At 64.0% G+C, this 17,526-nt stretch carries 15 protein-coding genes and 1 pseudogene; 10 read left to right on the top strand and 6 right to left on the bottom strand.

Annotated features, from left to right (window positions below; genetic code table 11):
- Positions 1–10 precede the first annotated feature (10 nt).
- The 4 genes from V6M63_RS11415 (at position 11) to V6M63_RS11400 (ending at position 4,536) form a co-directional block, all read left to right on the top strand.
- Entirely contained in the window at positions 11–799 is a 789-nt protein-coding gene (locus tag V6M63_RS11415; protein ID WP_332741848.1) for an ABC transporter ATP-binding protein, read from the top strand.
- 139 nt (positions 800–938) lie between these two features.
- Positions 939–2,795 (top strand): AMP-dependent synthetase/ligase, encoded by a 1,857-nt coding sequence (locus tag V6M63_RS11410; RefSeq protein ID WP_332741846.1) that lies wholly within the window; start codon positions 939–941, stop codon positions 2,793–2,795.
- 50 nt (positions 2,796–2,845) lie between these two features.
- Complete coding sequence (locus tag V6M63_RS11405; RefSeq protein ID WP_332741844.1) at positions 2,846–4,021, top strand: ABC transporter substrate-binding protein; 1,176 nt, start codon at positions 2,846–2,848, stop codon at positions 4,019–4,021.
- Between the two features lie 101 nt (positions 4,022–4,122).
- Complete coding sequence (locus tag V6M63_RS11400; RefSeq protein ID WP_332741842.1) at positions 4,123–4,536, top strand: DUF2784 domain-containing protein; 414 nt, start codon at positions 4,123–4,125, stop codon at positions 4,534–4,536.
- A gap of 134 nt (positions 4,537–4,670) precedes the next feature.
- On the opposite strand, the gene V6M63_RS11395 is transcribed toward V6M63_RS11400, so the two are convergent.
- On the bottom strand, positions 4,671–5,678 hold the full coding sequence (locus V6M63_RS11395) for an MrcB family domain-containing protein (RefSeq protein WP_332741840.1): 1,008 nt from the start codon (positions 5,676–5,678) through the stop codon (positions 4,671–4,673).
- Between the two features lie 233 nt (positions 5,679–5,911).
- Between V6M63_RS11395 and V6M63_RS11390 the strand changes: the two genes are divergently transcribed.
- A complete protein-coding gene (locus V6M63_RS11390; RefSeq protein ID WP_332741838.1) occupies positions 5,912–6,655 on the top strand; it encodes a hypothetical protein in 744 nt (247 codons plus the stop codon).
- A gap of 11 nt (positions 6,656–6,666) precedes the next feature.
- Here V6M63_RS11390 and V6M63_RS11385 read toward each other — a convergent pair.
- Positions 6,667–6,768 (bottom strand): annotated as a pseudogene (locus V6M63_RS11385) (thioesterase family protein); the annotation flags it as partial.
- A 53-nt stretch (positions 6,769–6,821) separates the two neighbouring features.
- A complete protein-coding gene (locus tag V6M63_RS11380) occupies positions 6,822–7,871 on the bottom strand; it encodes a Fic family protein (protein ID WP_332741836.1) in 1,050 nt (349 codons plus the stop codon).
- A 236-nt stretch (positions 7,872–8,107) separates the two neighbouring features.
- Between V6M63_RS11380 and V6M63_RS11375 the strand changes: the two genes are divergently transcribed.
- From V6M63_RS11375 to V6M63_RS11355, 5 genes are read left to right on the top strand one after another with little or no spacing between them, the layout of a single operon-like run.
- The gene (locus V6M63_RS11375) at positions 8,108–9,493 is read left to right on the top strand and encodes an HD domain-containing phosphohydrolase (RefSeq protein WP_332741834.1); all 1,386 of its coding nucleotides are present in this window, start codon (positions 8,108–8,110) and stop codon (positions 9,491–9,493) included.
- A complete protein-coding gene (locus V6M63_RS11370; RefSeq protein WP_332741833.1) occupies positions 9,490–11,646 on the top strand; it encodes a PAS domain S-box protein in 2,157 nt (718 codons plus the stop codon). The genes V6M63_RS11375 and V6M63_RS11370 overlap by 4 nt, the downstream gene beginning before the upstream one ends.
- A complete protein-coding gene (locus tag V6M63_RS11365) occupies positions 11,630–12,508 on the top strand; it encodes a response regulator (protein WP_332741832.1) in 879 nt (292 codons plus the stop codon). Before V6M63_RS11370 ends, V6M63_RS11365 begins: the two co-directional genes overlap by 17 nt.
- On the top strand, positions 12,505–13,368 hold the full coding sequence (locus V6M63_RS11360; protein ID WP_332741831.1) for an HDOD domain-containing protein: 864 nt from the start codon (positions 12,505–12,507) through the stop codon (positions 13,366–13,368). Before V6M63_RS11365 ends, V6M63_RS11360 begins: the two co-directional genes overlap by 4 nt.
- A 20-nt stretch (positions 13,369–13,388) precedes the next feature.
- Entirely contained in the window at positions 13,389–13,940 is a 552-nt protein-coding gene (locus V6M63_RS11355) for a response regulator (RefSeq protein WP_332741830.1), read from the top strand.
- A gap of 2 nt (positions 13,941–13,942) precedes the next feature.
- Here V6M63_RS11355 and V6M63_RS11350 read toward each other — a convergent pair whose 3' ends face one another.
- Genes V6M63_RS11350 through V6M63_RS11340 form a run of 3 tightly spaced genes read right to left on the bottom strand, consistent with a single transcriptional unit; the run spans position 13,943 to position 17,504 of the window.
- On the bottom strand, positions 13,943–14,434 hold the full coding sequence (locus tag V6M63_RS11350; RefSeq protein WP_442909577.1) for a thioesterase family protein: 492 nt from the start codon (positions 14,432–14,434) through the stop codon (positions 13,943–13,945).
- Positions 14,431–15,591 carry an acyl-CoA dehydrogenase family protein gene (locus V6M63_RS11345; protein ID WP_332741828.1) on the bottom strand — a complete coding sequence of 387 codons (1,161 nt, stop codon included), beginning with the start codon at positions 15,589–15,591 and terminating at the stop codon, positions 14,431–14,433. Before V6M63_RS11345 ends, V6M63_RS11350 begins: the two co-directional genes overlap by 4 nt.
- A complete protein-coding gene (locus V6M63_RS11340) occupies positions 15,588–17,504 on the bottom strand; it encodes an acetyl/propionyl/methylcrotonyl-CoA carboxylase subunit alpha (protein ID WP_332741825.1) in 1,917 nt (638 codons plus the stop codon). Before V6M63_RS11340 ends, V6M63_RS11345 begins: the two co-directional genes overlap by 4 nt.
- Positions 17,505–17,526: the final 22 nt, after the last annotated feature.

Here is a 17,526-nt window from a genome sequence, read left to right as displayed (position 1 = left end):
GGGTCATTCCATGAGCGTTGCAACGACAGACGCGCCGGTGCTCAAGCTGCTGAATGTGGAGAGTGCCTACGGCCCGATCAAGGCGATCCGCGGCGTGAGCCTGCAGGTGCGCCGCAGCGAGATCGCCACCGTGCTCGGCTCCAACGGCGCGGGCAAGACCACCATCTTGAAGACCATCAGCGGCATCATCGATCCGCGCAAGGGCTCGATCGAGTTCAAGGGCGAGAACATCACCGCGCAGGACCCGGCCCACATCGTGCAGCAGGGTCTGAGCCATGTGCCCGAGGGGCGCGAGGTGTTTGCCCTGCTCTCGGTGCGCGACAACCTGCTGATGGGCGCCTACACCCGCAAGGACCGCGACGGCGTGGCGCGCGACATGGAGGCCGTGTTCACCTACTTCCCCATCCTGCGCGAACGCGCCACGCAAGACGCCGGCCTGCTCTCGGGCGGGCAGCAGCAGATGCTGGCCATCAGCCGAGCGATCATGGCCAACCCCGACCTGATCCTGCTCGACGAGCCCAGCCTGGGCCTGAGCCCGAAGCTCACCAAGGAGATCTTCGAGATCGTGGTGCGCATCAACCGCGAGCGCGGCACCACCATCTTGCTGGTGGAGCAGAACGCCAACATGGCCCTCAATGCCTCCGACTACGGCTACGTGCTGGAGAACGGCCGCATCGTGATGGAAGACACCTGCGCCCACCTGCGCGAGAAGGACGACATCAAGGAGTTCTACCTCGGCATGAAGGAGGAAGGCGTGCGCGCCGACCGGCGCTGGAAGAAAAAGAAAAATTGGAGATAGAGATGAAGCACCCCCTGCGCCGCTTCGCGTCTTCCCCCTCTCTGGCCTTCGGCCGGAGGGGGACGCACCCTGTGGCCTGGCAAAGCCAGTTCCACGGGTGCTCTGGTTGTGCGCACCTCCGCCATCATGGATCACTGCTATGAGCAACCTCTGGGACCTCAGCGGCATCCAGCCGCAAACCAAGGTCGTGCTGGAAGGCGACACGATTCCGGCCCTGTTCTGGAACGGCGTGAAGGCGCGCGGACCGAACGTGTGGATGCGGCAAAAGGAGTTCGGCATCTGGCGCAGCTGGAGCTGGAACCAGACCGGTGACGCCGTGCGCGAGATCGCCCATGGCCTCATGGCCATCGGGTTCGAGGCGCGCGAGACCGCGTCCATCCTCTCCAACACCACCATCGAATGGGTGCTGTGCGACCTGGCCGTGCTCAGCGCGGGCGGTGTCTCCAACGGCATCTACCCCACCGACGCTGCCGAGCAGGTGCAGTACCTCTGCGCCGACTCGGGCACCACCGTGCTCTTCGTGGAAAACGACGAACAGCTGGACAAGGCGCTGGAGGTGCGCGACCACCTGCCGCAGCTGCGCAAGATCATCGTGGAAGACATGGAAGGTCTGCGCGAACTCAACGACCCCCAGGTGATCAGCCTGGACCAGTTGCGCGAGCTGGGCCGTGCCCACCTGCAGCAGCACCCCGGCATGCTGGAGGCGCGCGTGGCCGCCTGCCGGCCCGACGAACTGGCCATATTGGTCTACACCTCGGGCACCACCGGCCGGCCCAAGGGCGCCATGCATTCGCACAAAGGCCTCGTCTACACCGTGCGCGGCTACAACACGCTGATTGCCCGAGACGAGAACGACGAGTGCATGTGTTTCCTGCCGCTGTGCCACATCGCCGAGCGCATGGGCGGCGAGTATTTTTCGCTCTACACCGGGGCCAAGCTCAACTTCGTGGAGAACCCCGAGACCGTGCCGGAGAACGTGCGCGAGATCGCGCCCACGGTGTTCACCGCCGTGCCGCGCGTGTGGGAGAAGTTCTATTCGGGCGTGATGATCACCCTGAAGGAAGCCGGCAAGCTGCAGCAGGCCGCCTACGGCTGGGCCATTGGCGTGGGCCAGCGGGTGGCCGATCTGGTGATGGCCGGCAAGCCCGTGCCCGGCGGGCTGCGCCTGCAGTTTCATGTGGCGCGCACCCTGGTGCTCAACAACGTGCGCAAACTCATCGGCATCCACAAGGCGCGCTTTCTCGTCACCGGTGCGGCGCCCATTTCGCCCGAGCTGGTGCGCTGGTACCTGGCGCTGGGTGTGCCCATGCTCGAGGTGTGGGGCATGACCGAGACCTGCGGCGCCTCCACCGGCATCCCGGCCGAGCGCATGAAGCCCGGCAGCATCGGCCCGGCCGCCAGCTACAACGAGGTGAAGCTCGACCCGGTGACCAGCGAGATATTGGTGCGCGGCCCCAACGTGTTCATGGGCTACCTCAACCTGCCCGAGAAGACCGCCGAGACCATCGACAGCGAGGGCTGGCTGCACACGGGTGATGTGGGCGTGGTGGATGAGGAAGGGTTTTTCCGCATCACCGACCGCATGAAAGACATCATCATCACCGCAGGCGGCAAGAACATCACGCCGAGCGAACTGGAGAACGAACTCAAGTTCTCGCCCTACGTGACCGACGCCGTGGTGATCGGTGACAAGAAGCCCTACCTCACCGTCATCATCATGATCGACCAGGAGAACGTGGAGAAATATGCGCAGGACAACGACGTGCCGTTTTCCAACTACGCCAGCCTCACCAAAGCGCCCGAGGTGCAGGCGCTGATCCAGGCAGAGATCGATCGCGTGAACAAGAAATTTGCCCGGGTGGAACAGATCAAGAAGTTCTTCCTGCTCGACACCCAGCTCAGCGCCGAAGACGAAGAACTCACCCCCACCATGAAGCTCAAACGCAAGCTGGTGCAGACCAAATACGAGCCCCAGATCAACGCCATGTACAGCTGACCCCGTTCTCGACAGCCCTCACCCGACCACCACCCCAGGAGACACACAACATGAAAACCCGACTGACATTGGTTGCCGCACTGCTCGCCCTGGGCAGCGGTGCCGCGCTGGCGCAATCGCAAGGCGTGAGCAAGGACGAGATCGTCCTGGGCTCCATTCAGGATCTCTCGGGCCCCATTGCCGGCTTCGGCAAGCAGGTGCGCCTGGGCATGATGCTGCGGGTGGACGAGGTCAACGAACAGGGCGGCATCAACGGCCGCAAGATCAAGCTGCTGGTGGAAGACTCGGCCTACGACCCGCGCCGCGCCGTGCTGGCCGCGCAGAAGCTGGTGAACCAGGACAAGATCTTTGCCATGGTCGGCCACATCGGCACCGCACAGAACATGGCCGCCATGCCCGTGCAGTTCCAGAAGAACGTCATCAACTTCTTCCCCGTGACGGCCGCGCGCGAAATGTACGAGCCCTTCCACAAGCTCAAGTACAGCTTCGCCGCCACCTACTTCGACCAGATGAAGATCGCCGTGCCCAAGCTGGTGAAGGAAAAAGGCGCCAAGAAGGTCTGCACCATGTACCAGGACGACGAGTTCGGCCTGGAAGTGAAGCGCGGCGCCGAAGAAGGCTTGAAGAGCATCGGCATGACACTGGCCGAAGAAACCAGCTACAAGCGCGGCGCCACCGACTTCGCCTCGCAGATGCAGAAGCTGCAGGCCAGCGGCTGCGACATGGTGGTGCTCGGCACCATCATCCGCGAGACCATCGGCGGCATTGCCACGGCCAAACGCCTGGGCTTCAACCCCACCTTCATCGGCTCCAGCGCCGCCTACACCGACCTGATCCACAAGCTCGGCGGCCCGGCCATGAACGGCCTCTACGCCACCATGACGGTGCAGAACCCCTACACCGACGAAGCCTCGCAACCGATCCGCTTCTGGGCCAACAAGTACAAGACCAAGTTCAACGAAGACCCGACCGTGTTCTCGGTCTACGGCTATTCGCTGGTCGACACCTTCCTGCGCGCAGCCAGCAAGGCCGGCAACAACCTGACCACCGAGAGCTTCATCAAGGCGATGGACACCATGGTCATTCCACCGGACATCTTCGGCAGCGCCGAGATGACCTTCAGCCCCACCAAGCGCCTGGGCAGCAATTCGACGCGCCTGTCGCAACTGCAGGACAACCGCTGGAAAGTGGTGTCTGAATACATGAAGATCGACGCGGCCAAGTGATCTCCAGGTAACACGTTGCCTGCTTCGGCAGGCCATGCGTGACACCGCCAACGCTTCGTGTGCTGGCGGTTTTTTTTCGGTTGTGCCCCTACCATGACCGCATGAACTCACCGAGCCCCACCCTGGCCCTGTGGCTCGCCGACGCGATCCTCGCGCTGCACATGGGCATCGTGTTGTTTGTGGTCGGTCTGCTACCGCTGATCATGATCGGCGGCGCCCTGGGCTGGCGCTGGGTGCGCCACTTCGGCCTGCGCCTCACCCACCTGGCCCTGATGGTCTTCATCGCCGCCCAGGCCTGGCTCGGCCAGCTCTGCCCATTGACCGTGTGGGAACAAGACCTGCGCCGCCTCGCCGGACAAAGCGGCTACCGCGAAAGCTTCATCGAGCACTGGCTGTCGCGGTTGCTGTACTGGGAGGCGCCTTGGTGGGTGTTTGTGGCGGCGTATACGGGGTTTGCGGTGGGGGTGGGGGTGGCTTGGTGGGGGGTGAGGCCCGGGCGCTCAGGTGTGCAATAGAGCTTGATCGCGAAGAAGCACTGTGGCGACCGTGCAGCGACACCGGTAATACCGCGCCCATGCCCAGGCTCAAATCTGCAAACAACCTCTTGACGGTTCACACCTAGTCGGAGAAGCAATAGTTCAACGTTTGACTATGGGAGGTCAGACTGCGCAGCCGGCTGGACATCCTCTCGATGGAATGGTTGGCCGTCGTTCTCTTGAACCAGGTATGCAGCGCGAAACTCCTCGACGCTATGCACCCACGCAGTACGGTGAATCATGCGATGGCAGTTCGAACACAAAACGGTGAAGTCTTTCTTTGCGTCCAGAGTCAACTTTTGACCCTTGAAGTCGGCAAGAGGCACAAGGTGGTGCGCTTCTATGAAATCTCGCCCAATGTCTCCATACCTTGCTTCAAAGTCGAAACCGCAAGCTCTACATATGTACCCATGGGCGAGCTTCGCTCGATGGGCTAACTTGCGGTTTCGCTCTACCCGCTTGTGCTCGCGCAATCGTCGAAGATCCTCCTCCCCAAGGCTGGTCTCATCTTCTTCCGCCTCCACGCGCTCGAAAAGCTCCGGTTCGCGCGAGACCAAGACGAAGTAGAGTTCAACGAAACGTCGCAGGTCTTCACCGAGAGTCGCATCGGCTGGCAGTTCGTCCCGTGGGTAATATATGGAGCAGACGTTCCCCGCTTCGTAATACGAGCTGAGATTCGCCGCTCCACTTGCGGCCAAGTCGATATCACCTGTACTGAGTCCATCGGCAAGGGGCCCAAGCCGTGCAAGGAAGTCCGCGGACCGGACCCGCAGAGCCCTCTTGGCTTCGGCCCCATACTGCTTTCGCGCGCTAGTCACTCCCTGATTGAGAGACAAATAAACACCGCCGAAGTCTTCTCTCACGAGGTAGACGATGTAATAGCCGTCTTGGGCGCTCTCAGTTATGAACCGGTCGTAGACAGCCGCCCATGGCGCGCGAGCCCAATTCCCCTGGCCGGGACTGCCGTGGGTCACATAGCGCGGACTCGGACCTATGGCCTCGCCGAGAGCGAAAGGCACCTCATTCCGAATGAAGTCTGCAACCGAATCTCCAGCGAACCGACGCTCGATAGCCTTGGGGTACTCGTCGAGGAATAGGCTAAGTGCTGTATGTAGGCTCATATCGGCGGACTTGATTCAACCTTTCCAAAAGCGGGGTACACACGATCGCTACGTTAAAGAGGTCGCATGAAACCTCCGGAATGTTGTTGAACACACCGCTTGACTCGCTACGCTGGATGGGAGAACTACCGAAGCGTCAGCATGTGTGCGAGACCGCGACACAGGTCGCAGAATGATACCCCGGTAGGGTAATCAGATCGATCTTCGCCACCTGCACAAAATACGATGATGGAATGACCACACCTAAAGAGCCCGCGACAGGGACTGTCGAAACTTCATTCAAACCCCGACCCACTACTTGGCCCGGTCTTCTCGGGACCCTCACCTTATTGGTGGGCGCCGCAACGGTGATATTTCATTTGTTGGGCTTGGTGGTTCATCAAACCTACCTCGGCGCATGGAACATCAGCTCGACCCCATTCCCAAAATCCACAGACTGGCTACTTCTGAACGGCTACTACGGGGTGTGGAGTGGCTTCGCCATGCTTCTCTCCGCCCTGTTGAAGAACTTCCACTGGATAGCCATCGGAGCAACGCTTCTGCTGCTTTATCTTCGGCTTCTGTTCAGCTCGTGGAATGCTTTCAACTACGCCAATGAAAAACTGTCCTGGCTGCAGTACTGTCCTGCTTGGCTCAAACAGATTGGGCTTTGGATATCGGCAGGCACCCTGGTAGCAGCCTTGTTGATTCCGCTCACCCTGGTTCTCTTTCTTCTGATTGGATTGCCTGCCCGAGTGGGGAAAACCATCGGCATAGAGACCTTCGCAAGTCACTTCAAGGACGCAGTCAAGGGATGTGAAGCCTCGAAAGGTTCATGCATCCAGATCTTCAAGAATGGGGAACCGATTGGCACAGGCTACCTATTGGATAGCTCTTCAACCCATCTCGCCTACTACGACACTCAGTTGAAACGTGCTCGGGTGATCCCAATCCACGGGCTGGAGATGAGGGCATGGCGCTCACCGGCAGCGCCGTGAACGCCCCACACTCAGGGTGTATGCCCCGCGCACAGCAGCTTCCCGTCCGCCCCCAGAAACTCCATGCGCGTGCTCGCCACGCGCGAGTCCAGGCCCAGGACTTCGGCGTGCAATCGAAGTGCTCGCCCATGCAGTCGCGCAGTTAGTTGGCGCGCAAGTCATGGCATCACCCCAGTTCATACCAGGCCCCCCGACCACTGCCTTGTGATCGAAGTTGCCCTTGTGTAACGAGTGAACGGAAATGCTGCTTGAGCGTGTTGCGGTTGCTCCCGGTCAGCCGGATCGCATCGCCCATGGTGACGCGCCCATGCTCGCGCGCGAACTCGACGATCTGCAGTGAGAGTTCGGGCAGTGCGGCCAGCACGAGCTTTTCGCGCTCCACCTTGCGGTTGAGGCGGCCCACCTGTTCGGCCAGCGCCCGCAAAAAGAAAACCAGCCAGGGTTGCCAGTTGGGCGAGTCCGTGCGAATGGTCCCTTGCGTTTGCCGCAGCGCGAGGTAGTAGGCTTCCTTGCTCTGCTCGATCACGCTTTCGAGTGAGCTGTAGGGTACGTACGCGTAGCCCGCCCGCAGCAGCAGCAAGGTGGTCAGGACCCGGCTCAAGCGGCCGTTGCCGTCCTGGAAGGGGTGGATTTCCAGAAACACCACCACCCAGATGCCGATGAGCAGCAGGGGATGCCATCGCGCGGCCTCGCGTTCCTCGTTGAACCAGGTGACCAGCTCGGTCATCAGGCGCGGCGTGTCGAAGGGTGTGGCCGTTTCGAACACCACGCCCAGTTGCTGGCCCTCCTCATCGAAGGCGACCACGCTGTTGGTGGACGTCTTGTAGTTTCCGCGGTGCCAGGCGTCCTTCTCGCTGTAGGTCAGCAGATCGCGGTGCAACTGCTTGATGTGGTTCTCGGTCAGCGCAATGGCCTGCCAGGACGAGAACACCAGTTCCATGACCTCTGCATACCCAGCCACCTCTTGCTCATCGCGCGTCGTGAAGGACTTGATCTGAAGGTTGGACAGCAGGCGCTCGACTTCCCGGTCCGACAGCTTGCTGCCTTCGATGCGGGTGGAGGAGCCGATGCTCTCGATGGTGGCCACCCGGCGCAAGGCCGAGAGGCGGTCTGGTGCGAGGGTGCCGAGCGCGCGCCACGCACCTTTGAACTCATCAATGCCGGCGATGAGAATGAGCAATTCAGGTGTGATCCTGGCGGCGTGACTGGCGATCATGGGCACCAATAATACACCCATTTACACCCAATATCTCGACCAAAGCCCCAATCTCCCACCCCATTACACCCATTTCATGCGCCAGGCACCGGGCACCCGTGAGCCCGTGCAATCGCTCACGCCGTTCGGGGTCCGTTGCCGTCCGCACAGGCATCTGGGGTGGTTCAAGGGTAAGCAGGCCTCAAGAGCGCGGCTTGGGTGTCGAAACAAGCGGAACACTCCCCATCCATGCCGCCATGACCACCTCAGTGCTTCAAGAGCCCCCTGCAGCCGACGCGATCGAAAGCGCGGTTGTGGCTCCGACGGTGCTGACGGTTGATGACGAACCCTCGGTGCTCAGCGCCTTGCGCCGTGTGTTTCGGGCGCAAGGCATCAAGACGCTGCAGGCCACCAGCGCCGCCGAAGGGCTGATCCTGCTGGAGTCGAATCAGGTGGACATGGTGATTTCGGACATGCGGATGCCCGAAATGGACGGCGCGCGCTTCCTGGAACGGGTGAAGGCCCACGATGAAAGCATCGTGCGCATCCTGCTCACCGGCTACGCCGACATTTCCTCCACGGTGGCCGCCATCAACAAGGGCGCCATCCACCGCTACATCGCCAAGCCCTGGGACGACAACGACCTGGTGCTCGCGGTGCGGGAAGCCCTGGTTCGTCGCGGCCTTGAAAAGAAGAACGCCGACCTGACCGAGCTGACGAAGCGGCAGAACGACCAGTTGCGCGACGCCAACCAGATGCTGGAATCCCGCGTGGAGGCGCGAACGTCCGAGCTCCAGCAGATCAACGACATGCTCGATGCTTCTTACGAAGATCTGAACAACACCTTCGTGCACGCGGTGAACGTGTTTTCCAGTTTGCTGGAAATGCGCGGCGGCCAGTCCGGCCACTCGCGCCGGGTGGCCGAGATCAGCCAGGAGACCGCCAGGCGGCTGGAACTGTCGGACCGCGACGTGCGCGATGTCTACCTGGCTGCCCTGGTGCACGACATCGGCACCATCGGATTTCCCGATGCCATGTTGGGCAAGGCACTCTCTGCCTTCAACGCAGACGAACACCAGCGCTACCGGCGCCACACCATCGACGGCGAGACCGCCTTGATGGCGATGTCTCAACTGCAAGGCGTGGCACGCATCGTGCGCCAGCATCACGAACGATCGGACGGCAAGGGCTTCCCTGACGGATTGACCGCACCCGACATCGTGGTGGGCGCGCGCATCGTGGCGGCCGCCACCGATCTGGACGACATGCTCCACGGCAGCATGGGGCTGCAGCGCTACACCATGGAGAACGCGAAGAAGATGCTCGTGGGAGGCATCGACACGCGCTACGACCGCACGGTGATCGAGACCATGCTCAAGGTCGTCGACGACCTGGCGAACGCAGCCAAGGCCGACCTGCACCTGGACGTGCGCGATCTGCTCCCGGGCATGGTGTTGGCGCGGGCGATGGTGTCGTCCAAGGGCACCACCCTGTTGGCGGCGGGGCACGTCTTCGACGAACGCATGGTTCGACAGGTGCAGGGCTTCTCTTCGCGAGAGGGCGTGCGCCTGAGTTTGTGGGTGCAAAGGAAACCGGCGCCCAGCGAAGCCAGCGTCGCTGACGTACAAGGAGCCCGGTCATGATGAGCACACCCGAGAGGCGAATCCTCACCAGCTTTGCCAGCGACATCGTCAATGCGGTGGCCGTGCCAACAGCCCTGCTCAAGGACGGGCAGATATTGAGCGCCAACGACGCACTGTGCCGCCTGAGTTCGCGCAGCCAGTCGGTGCTGCTGGGCATGCCCCTGCTGAATCTGGTGGACGACGCCACGCGCGAGCCGTTGCGTCTGGCGATTCACGCTTGCACGCAGCAGGGCGGATTGCCCCCCGCGGTGTCGGGCTCCATGCTCACGCCCGACAGCGGAGAGCGTCCCGTGGAGATGCATTCCCGGCGCATCAGTCTGGACGGTGTGCCCCTGGTGGTGGTGACCTGCATCGACCTCAGCGACGTGATGCATGTGCAGAACAGCCTGATGGACATGACCAAAATGCTGTCGCAGATCATCGACGGGGCCTCGGTGGCTTCCCTGGTGATCAACCAGCACCACCGGGTGACGCACTGGAACACGGCCTGCGAGCACCTGACCGGCATCAAGCGCCACGAGGTGCTCGGATCGCAGGATGGCTGGAAGGCGTTTTACAGCGAGCAGCGGCCCTTGCTCGCCGACATGATCGTCGACGGCGTGGATGAGGCGACGATGCAGGCGCTCTACGGTGGAAAGATGGTGCATTCATCGAGCATCACCGGCGGCATCGAGGTCGAGGCTTTCTTTCCGCAGCTGGGCGACTCGGGAAAATGGTTGTTCTTCACGGCAGCGCCGCTGTACGACGCAGACAGAAATGTGATCGGCGCCATCGAAACCCTGCAGGACGTCACGACCCGCCGGCGATCGGAAGACGCCCTGCTGCTGCACCGCGCCGAGCTGGAAGAAACCGTCAAGCAACGCTCGGCCGAGCTGGCCGCCACGGCCCGCGACCTGGAGCTGTTCATTGCCAATTCGCCGATCGGGGTGGCCTATTCCCGGGACGCCATCATTCAGCGCGTCAACCCCGCCATGGCCGCCATGTTCGGCTATGCCGGGCCCGACATGATCGGTCTGCCGGGGCGGGCGGCCTACCTGTCGGACGAGGACTACGCCCGCTTTGGTGCCTACGCCGGCCCCCGGCTCTCCAAAGGTGAGCCCATCCACATCGAGATGTGGATGCGCCACGCCGATGGCCATCCCATCTGGGCGCAGATCGATGCCTACGTGGTCGACACGAGCGACACCAGCCACGGCACCTGGTGGATGATGCAGGACCGCTCCGACATCCGGTTCGCCCAGGAACAACTGCAGGTGCGGATCGACGAACTCGCGGCCATGAACCATCAGCTCGACGAGGCACAGAAGCAGTTGCTTCAGCAGGACAAGATGGCGTCGATCGGGCAACTGGCCGCGGGTGTGGCGCACGAGATCAACAACCCGATCGGCTTCGTCAGCTCCAACCTCAACACGCTGCGCCAGTATGTGGAAGGCCTGCTGGGCCTGAGCTCGGCCTGCGACGCGGCACTGGCCGCACCGAACGACGCGACCTTGGCTGCGGCACTGACCCAGAAGCGGGTGGAAGTCGAAATCGATTTCCTGCGCGAGGACCTGCCGCTGCTGCTGGACGAATGCGCCGAAGGCCTGGGACGCGTCAAGAAGATCGTGCAGGACCTCAAGGACTTCTCTCGCGTCGATCATTCGGACTGGCAGGAGGCCGACCTGAACGTGGGTCTGGAGTCCACCCTCAACGTCGTTCGCCACGAAGTGAAATACAAGGCCGACGTGATCAAGAAGCTCACGCCGCTCCCGGCGATCATGTGCCTGGACGGGCAGCTCAACCAGGTGTTCATGAACCTGATCGTCAACGCGGCGCATTCGATTGCCGACAAGGGAACGATCACTTTGTCGAGCGGCGTGGATCAGGGCTGGGTCTGGGTGCAGGTGGAGGACACGGGCTGCGGCATGAACGCCGAGGTGCAGCGTCGGATCTTCGAGCCCTTCTTCACCACCAAGGACGTGGGCAAAGGCACCGGCCTGGGCATGTCGCTGTCCTTCTCCATCGTTCAGAAACACCGCGGCTCCATCCAGGTGCGCTCTGCCGTGGGGGAAGGCACGGCCATTCGCGTGTGGCTGCCGATCGAGGGGCCTCAGTCCCTGGCCAAGGATGCTGTGCCACCACAGTGGGAGCGCGATCATGCATACATCGCCTGAGTCCGCGTTGGACACACCCGCCCGGCATCGCACGCTGCTGTTGGTGGATGACGAGGAATCGATTCTCTCGGCGCTCAAGCGGGTGTTTCGCCGTGACGGCTACCAGGTGGTCACCGCCACCAGCGGCGCTCAGGGGCTGGAGATACTCACCCAGCAACCGGTCGACGTGATTCTTTCGGACCAGCGCATGCCCGGCATGACGGGCATCGAATTCCTGCGCGAGGCCAAGCGCCTGTACCCCCACACCTTGCGCATGACCCTGTCCGGCTACACCGATCTGCAGTCGATCATCGAGGCGGTCAATGAGGGCGCGGTGTACAAGTTCCTCACCAAGCCCTGGGATGACGAACTCTTACGCAGCCATGTGGCCCATGCCTTTGAACAGAGCGAACTGGCCACGGAAAACAGCCGGCTGTGGAGTGCAGTCCAACAGGTGAACCACGAACTGGCCATCGCCAACCAACGGCTCGAACGCATGGTGCACGAAGAGGGCGAACGTCGACAGGCCATGCAGAACGCGGCCGGTGCGTCCAGGGACGCACTCGACGGCTTGCCCATGGCCGTGTTCGGCATCGGTGCGGACGGCATGCTGGCGTATGTCAACCGCCAGGCCGTGATCCAGTGGCCCCGGTGGTCGTGCGCCCTGGGCGGTGAACCGGAGCCGTCGATGCAGCAGGTGATGGCCACGCTGATGCAACCGGTACCACGGCCCTACACGCAGGGGCTGCGCACGACCATCGACGGTCGAAGCGCGAGGGCATGGATCTGTCCACTCACGGGCCAGCAGCAACCCTTGGGGCACCTGATGCTGGTGCAGCTGCTGAACGAAACCGCCACAGTGGCGCCGGGGAGCCTGGCGTGAGCGTTGTGGAAGCCATCCCTCCCGACAGGCTCCTCGAACCCGCCGCCTGGGCGCGGTGCATCGTGTCGCTCCCATCGCTTCCCAGCGCCTTCATCGCGGCCGTCGAACTGCTGAGCAACGACGACGCATCCGCGGCATCCTGCATCGCGGCGATCGAGCGCGACCAGGCGCTGACCGTGCGGGTTCTTCGCCTGGCCAATTCACCGTTCTATGGCGCCCAGGGCCAGGTCTCCCGCATCGGCGATGCGGTCCAGATGCTGGGCCTGCGCACCGTGGCCAGCGCACTGGCGGCCGTCTCCTTGCGCACGGCCCTGGGATCCTTGCGCTGCAAGGAGTTCTGCTTTACCAGCTACTGGCGCCACACCTTGTGCTCCGCCATCGCAGCCCGGGAACTCGCCCAGGTGGCATCGCTGGATGCCGGTGAAGCCTTCCTGCTGGGACTGCTGCACGACGTGGGCAAGGTGATCCTGGCCATGACGAGCCCCGAGCTGGAGTCGCAGGCGCTGCAACTCGCGCGGTCGGAAGGCATGGCCATGCACGACGCGGAACAGCAGCTGTTCGGCGTGACGCACGCGGAAGTGGGTGCGGTCGTGGCCAGGCAGTGGAACTTTCCCGCCAGCTTCGCCGAAGCGATTGCCGATCACCACCGGCCGGTCGACGCTCCCGCGGGCAAGCGGCTGTCCTTTCCCCTCCTGATTCATCTGGCCAACCAGATGGCACATGGCCTGGAGGAACCGGGCGCCGACATGGAAGCCCTGTTGAAGGACCCGATGTGGTCCGTGCTGGGGCGCGGCGAGCAGGACATGCGCGCCCTGATGGCGCGCATCACCGACGAACTTCACATCATGTCCGGCGCATGAAGCACCCCACAGGAACGTCCATGGAACAAGCACTTCAAGGCCACATTCTTCTCGTCGATGACGAAGTGCCGATCACGCGCGCTCTGCACCGTGCACTGCGCGCCCCCCTGGGTCATCAGGTGAACATCGTGACCTGCAACAGTGGCGCGGATGCGGTCGGCGAGTTGCTGGCGCGCCGGTTTGACGTGATCGTCAGCGACCTGCGCATGCCCGACATGGGCGGCATGGAGCTGCTGGTGCTGGCGGCGGACATCCAGCCCCATTGCGTTCGAATGATCCTGACAGGCACCGCGGACTTCGCCACCGCCCAGGAAGCCGTGAACAAGTTCGGCCTCTACCGCTACCTCACCAAACCCTGGGACATCGACGAGTTGGTGCGGCACATTTCGTCCGCCCTCAAGTTCAGCATCGAACAAAGGGCGCAAAAGGACCAGGCCCTGCAATGGGCGGCCAGCCAGAGCCCGGCCGGTGCGCACGCGCTGGAGATGCACAGACTCGAGGCGCTGGAGCCTGGCATCACCCGGGTGGAGTGGGACGCTGCCGGGTGCGTGGTCCTGCCGTCGAACCTCTGATCTCAAGAAACGATGTAGGCCCCCGCCCCCGTCGACAACAACTTCCCGTCCGCCCCCAGAAATTCCATGCGTGTGCTCGCCACGCGCGAGCCCAGGCGCATGACTTCGGCGCGCAGTTCAAAGTGGTCGCCGATGCCGGGACGCAGGTAGTCGATGCGCAGGTCGATGGTGCCGAGTTTGCCGAAGCGGTGCAGGCGTTGCAGGGGATCTTCATCCATGTGGCGTGCACCGATGGCGGCCATGCAGGCCAGGCCGCCCATGGCGTCCAGGCAGGCGCTGATGACGCCGCCGTGGATGCGGTTGTGGCTGTAGTGGCCGACCAGCTGGGGCTTCATGTCGATGCGGCCGGTCACTCTCTCGGGCGTGATGGCGGTGATCTTCAGGCCCAGCACGCTGTTGAAAACGATCTTCTCTTCAAACAGCTCCTTGAGTGCGTCGACAAACCCGGGCTCGAATTCGACGGGTGCGGCGGTGGTCGTTGTTGTTTTTGTCATAGGTCCCATTGTCGTGCGGCCAGTTCCTTCATGATCTCCTCGGCGCCGCCACCGATCATCATGACCTTCACCTCGCGGTACACACGCTCGCTCACGGTGCCGCGCATGTAGCCCATGGCGCCGAGCATCTGCACGGCGGCGTCGGCGCAGTGCTGCATGGTCTGTGTCGCGTGGTTCTTGAGCAGGCAGACGTTGGCCACCCAGTCCGCTCCGTCGTCACCGGCGTCCACGCGCGCACCCAGCGCGTCCACCCAGGCCTGGGTGGAGTGGATGCGCATCTGCATGTCCATGAGCTTGTGGCGGATCACCTGGCGCTCGATGAGGGGCGAGCCGAAGGTGCTGCGCTGGCGGGCCCAGGCCAGGGCCTCATCAAAACAGGCTTCGGCAAAGCCGAGCGCCATGGCCGACATGGCGAGGCGCTCGCCATTGAAGTTGCCCATGATCATGCGAAACCCAGCGCCCTCGGCCCCCAGCCGGTAGCGCGCGGGCACGCGCACGCCGTCAAAGCGCAGGTGCGCCGTGTCGCTGCAGTGCCAGCCCATCTTGTGCAGCTTGCTGCGCGAGATGCCGGGTGCGTCGCACGGCACCACGATCATGCTGATGCCGCTGGCGCCTTTGCTGTGCGGGTCTGTTCTTGCAGCCAGAGTGATCCAGTCGCAGCGCATGCCCGAGGTGATGAACACCTTCTCGCCGTCGATCACGTACTCGTCGCCCTCCAGCCGCGCGGTGGTGCGCAGCGCGGCCACGTCCGATCCGCCGCCGGGCTCGGTGATGCCCAGGGCTGCGATCTGCTCGCCGCGCAGCACGGGCGGGATCACCTCGGCCTGCAGCTCGGGCGTGCCGTGCGCCAGCACGGGTGGCAGGCCGATGTTGTGGGTGAAGAGGCTGGCCATCACGCCGCCGCTGCCGCCCACCCGGGCCAGCGTTTGCGACATGGCGTTGCGCACGCTCCAGGGCGCGGGTGTGCCGCCCAGGTGCTCGGGGTAGCCCAGGCCAAGCAGGCCAAGCTCGGCCGCCTGGTGGTGGAGGCCGCGCGGAAACTCGCCGGCTTCGTCCCACGCGCTCACGTGCGGGGCGATGGCCTGGGCGGCGAAGCGCCGCACCGTGTCGAGCAGGGCCGTGCGGTCTTCGGGGGTGAAGTCGTGCGTGGTGTTCATGCGCTGAAAGTGATGAGCAACTGTCCCGGCGCCACTTGTTGACCGGTCTCAACGGAGATGGCGCCCACCGTGATGTCGCGCGGTGCAGCCAGGGTGTGTTCGAGCTTCATGGATTCGATGACCAACAAGGGCTCTCCCTTGGCGAGGATGGCGCCGGCTTGTGCGTGCACGGCGATGAGCTTGCCGTTGAACGGTGCGCGCAGCTCGCGCGCGGCAGACGCGCCACCGGTGCTCTCGCGCGGCGCGAGGCTGAGGTCGGCCAGCGCGATGGTGTGGGCACCGGCCTGCACCTGCCAGCGGCCCGCGCCGAGCGCCGCGGTGGCCACGGGCCACGTGACGCCATCAATGACCACGCGGCCCGGGCTCACGCAGGCCTGCACCGTGCGCTCGCCCCAGGTCGCGCGGAGCGCGCCCTGTCCTTGTTCCCGCACCGCCACGTCCAGCACCTGCTCGCCATGCAGCCAGCGCAGTGGGCGGGGAAAGGGGCATGCCAGCCCGGTGGCGGGTGGCTGCGCGCCGAACGCGGCGGCGAGCACGCCGGCCAGCACCGCGTCGGGCGGGGGCAGCAGCATGGCGCGCACGGTCTCGCCCTCTTCGGCCAGAAAGGGAATGAGCGCGCCGCCTTCGTGGAACACCGGGTGGCGCAGGCAGGCCGCGAGGAAAGCGCGGTTGGTCGGCAGGCCGAGCAGGCGGGTCTGGTCCAGCGCGTGGGCCAGGCGATCGATCGCTTCCGTGCGGGTGGGTGCGTGGACGATCAGCTTGCCGAGCATGGCGTCGTAGTGCGGCGTGACTTCGCTGCCGGTTTCCAGCGCGTGGTCAAACCGCAGGCCGGGCACCGGGGGCGGCTCGGCAAACAGCAGCACGCGGCCGGTGTGCGGCGTGTAGTGCTCGTCTTCGGCGCACAGGCGCACCTCGATGGCGTGGCCTGTGAAGGTGATCTGCTCCTGCTTGAGCGGCAGCGGTTCGCCGCGTGCGACGCGGAGTTGCCATTCGACGAGGTCCAGGCCTGTGAGCGCTTCCGTCACCGGGTGCTCGACCTGCAGGCGCGTGTTCATCTCCATCAGGAAGAACCCGTCGCCATCCACCAGAAATTCCACCGTGCCCGCGCCCACATAGCCCGCGGCCTGCGCCAGCGCCACAGCACAGCGGCCGAGCTCTTCACGCAGTTCGGGCGACACGGCCGGGCTCGGCGCTTCTTCAATGATCTTCTGGTGCCGGCGCTGCACCGAACAATCGCGCTCGCCCAGGTGCACGCAGTGGCCCAGCGCATCGGCAAACACCTGCACCTCCACATGCCGCGGGCGCAGCAGGGCGCGTTCGATCAACAGGTCGCCGTTGGCAAAACCCGCCAGCGCTTCGGAGCGCGCGCCTTTGAGCGCTGGCAGCAATTGGTCTGCGCTGTGCACCAGGCGCATGCCGCGCCCGCCGCCACCGGCCACGGCCTTCACCATGAGCGGGAAGCCGATGCGCTGCGCCTCGGCCACAAAGCTTGCTTCGCGCTGGTCCTCGCCAAAGTACCCGGGCAGGCAGGGCACGCCGTGCGCCACGGCCAGCGCCTTGGCGGCCGACTTGCTGCCCAGCGCGCGGATGGCCGACGGCGGTGGGCCGACCCAGGTGAGGCCGGCGTCGATCACGGCTTGCGCGAAGTCGGCGTTCTCGCTCAGGAAGCCGTAGCCGGGGTGCACCGCGTCGGCCCCGGTGGCCACTGCGGCGTCCAGCAGGCGGTCCACGCGCAGGTACGAGTCGGCCGAGGTGGTGCCGCCCAGCGCAAACGCGCTGGTGGCTTCCCGCACATGCAGGGCCTTGGCATCGGGCTCGGAAAACACCGCCACGGTCTCGATGCCCATGGCATGCGCGGTGCGGATGATGCGGCGGGCGATTTCGCCGCGATTGGCAATGAGAAGTCTTTTCATAGGTTCCTCGCGGCTCATCGCC

This window comes from Hydrogenophaga sp., assembly GCF_036675665.1.
Classification (GTDB): domain Bacteria; phylum Pseudomonadota; class Gammaproteobacteria; order Burkholderiales; family Burkholderiaceae_C; genus Hydrogenophaga.
The sequence above is the reverse complement of the archived record's forward strand: the minus strand, read 5'-3'. Positions and strand labels throughout refer to the sequence as shown.

Excerpts from the sequence above, each read along its gene's own strand:
- V6M63_RS11415 (WP_332741848.1), top strand. The coding sequence starts at position 11 with ATGAGCGTTGCAACGACAGACGCGCCGGTGCTCAAGCTGCTGAATGTG.
- V6M63_RS11410 (WP_332741846.1), top strand. The coding sequence starts at position 939 with ATGAGCAACCTCTGGGACCTCAGCGGCATCCAGCCGCAAACCAAGGTC.
- V6M63_RS11405 (WP_332741844.1), top strand. The coding sequence starts at position 2,846 with ATGAAAACCCGACTGACATTGGTTGCCGCACTGCTCGCCCTGGGCAGC.
- V6M63_RS11400 (WP_332741842.1), top strand. The coding sequence starts at position 4,123 with ATGAACTCACCGAGCCCCACCCTGGCCCTGTGGCTCGCCGACGCGATC.
- V6M63_RS11395 (WP_332741840.1), bottom strand. The coding sequence starts at position 5,678 with ATGAGCCTACATACAGCACTTAGCCTATTCCTCGACGAGTACCCCAAG.
- V6M63_RS11390 (WP_332741838.1), top strand. The coding sequence starts at position 5,912 with ATGACCACACCTAAAGAGCCCGCGACAGGGACTGTCGAAACTTCATTC.
- V6M63_RS11380 (WP_332741836.1), bottom strand. The coding sequence starts at position 7,871 with ATGATCGCCAGTCACGCCGCCAGGATCACACCTGAATTGCTCATTCTC.
- V6M63_RS11375 (WP_332741834.1), top strand. The coding sequence starts at position 8,108 with ATGACCACCTCAGTGCTTCAAGAGCCCCCTGCAGCCGACGCGATCGAA.
- V6M63_RS11370 (WP_332741833.1), top strand. The coding sequence starts at position 9,490 with ATGATGAGCACACCCGAGAGGCGAATCCTCACCAGCTTTGCCAGCGAC.
- V6M63_RS11365 (WP_332741832.1), top strand. The coding sequence starts at position 11,630 with ATGCATACATCGCCTGAGTCCGCGTTGGACACACCCGCCCGGCATCGC.
- V6M63_RS11355 (WP_332741830.1), top strand. The coding sequence starts at position 13,389 with ATGGAACAAGCACTTCAAGGCCACATTCTTCTCGTCGATGACGAAGTG.
- V6M63_RS11350 (WP_442909577.1), bottom strand. The coding sequence starts at position 14,434 with ATGACAAAAACAACAACGACCACCGCCGCACCCGTCGAATTCGAGCCC.
- V6M63_RS11345 (WP_332741828.1), bottom strand. The coding sequence starts at position 15,591 with ATGAACACCACGCACGACTTCACCCCCGAAGACCGCACGGCCCTGCTC.
- V6M63_RS11340 (WP_332741825.1), bottom strand. The coding sequence starts at position 17,504 with ATGAAAAGACTTCTCATTGCCAATCGCGGCGAAATCGCCCGCCGCATC.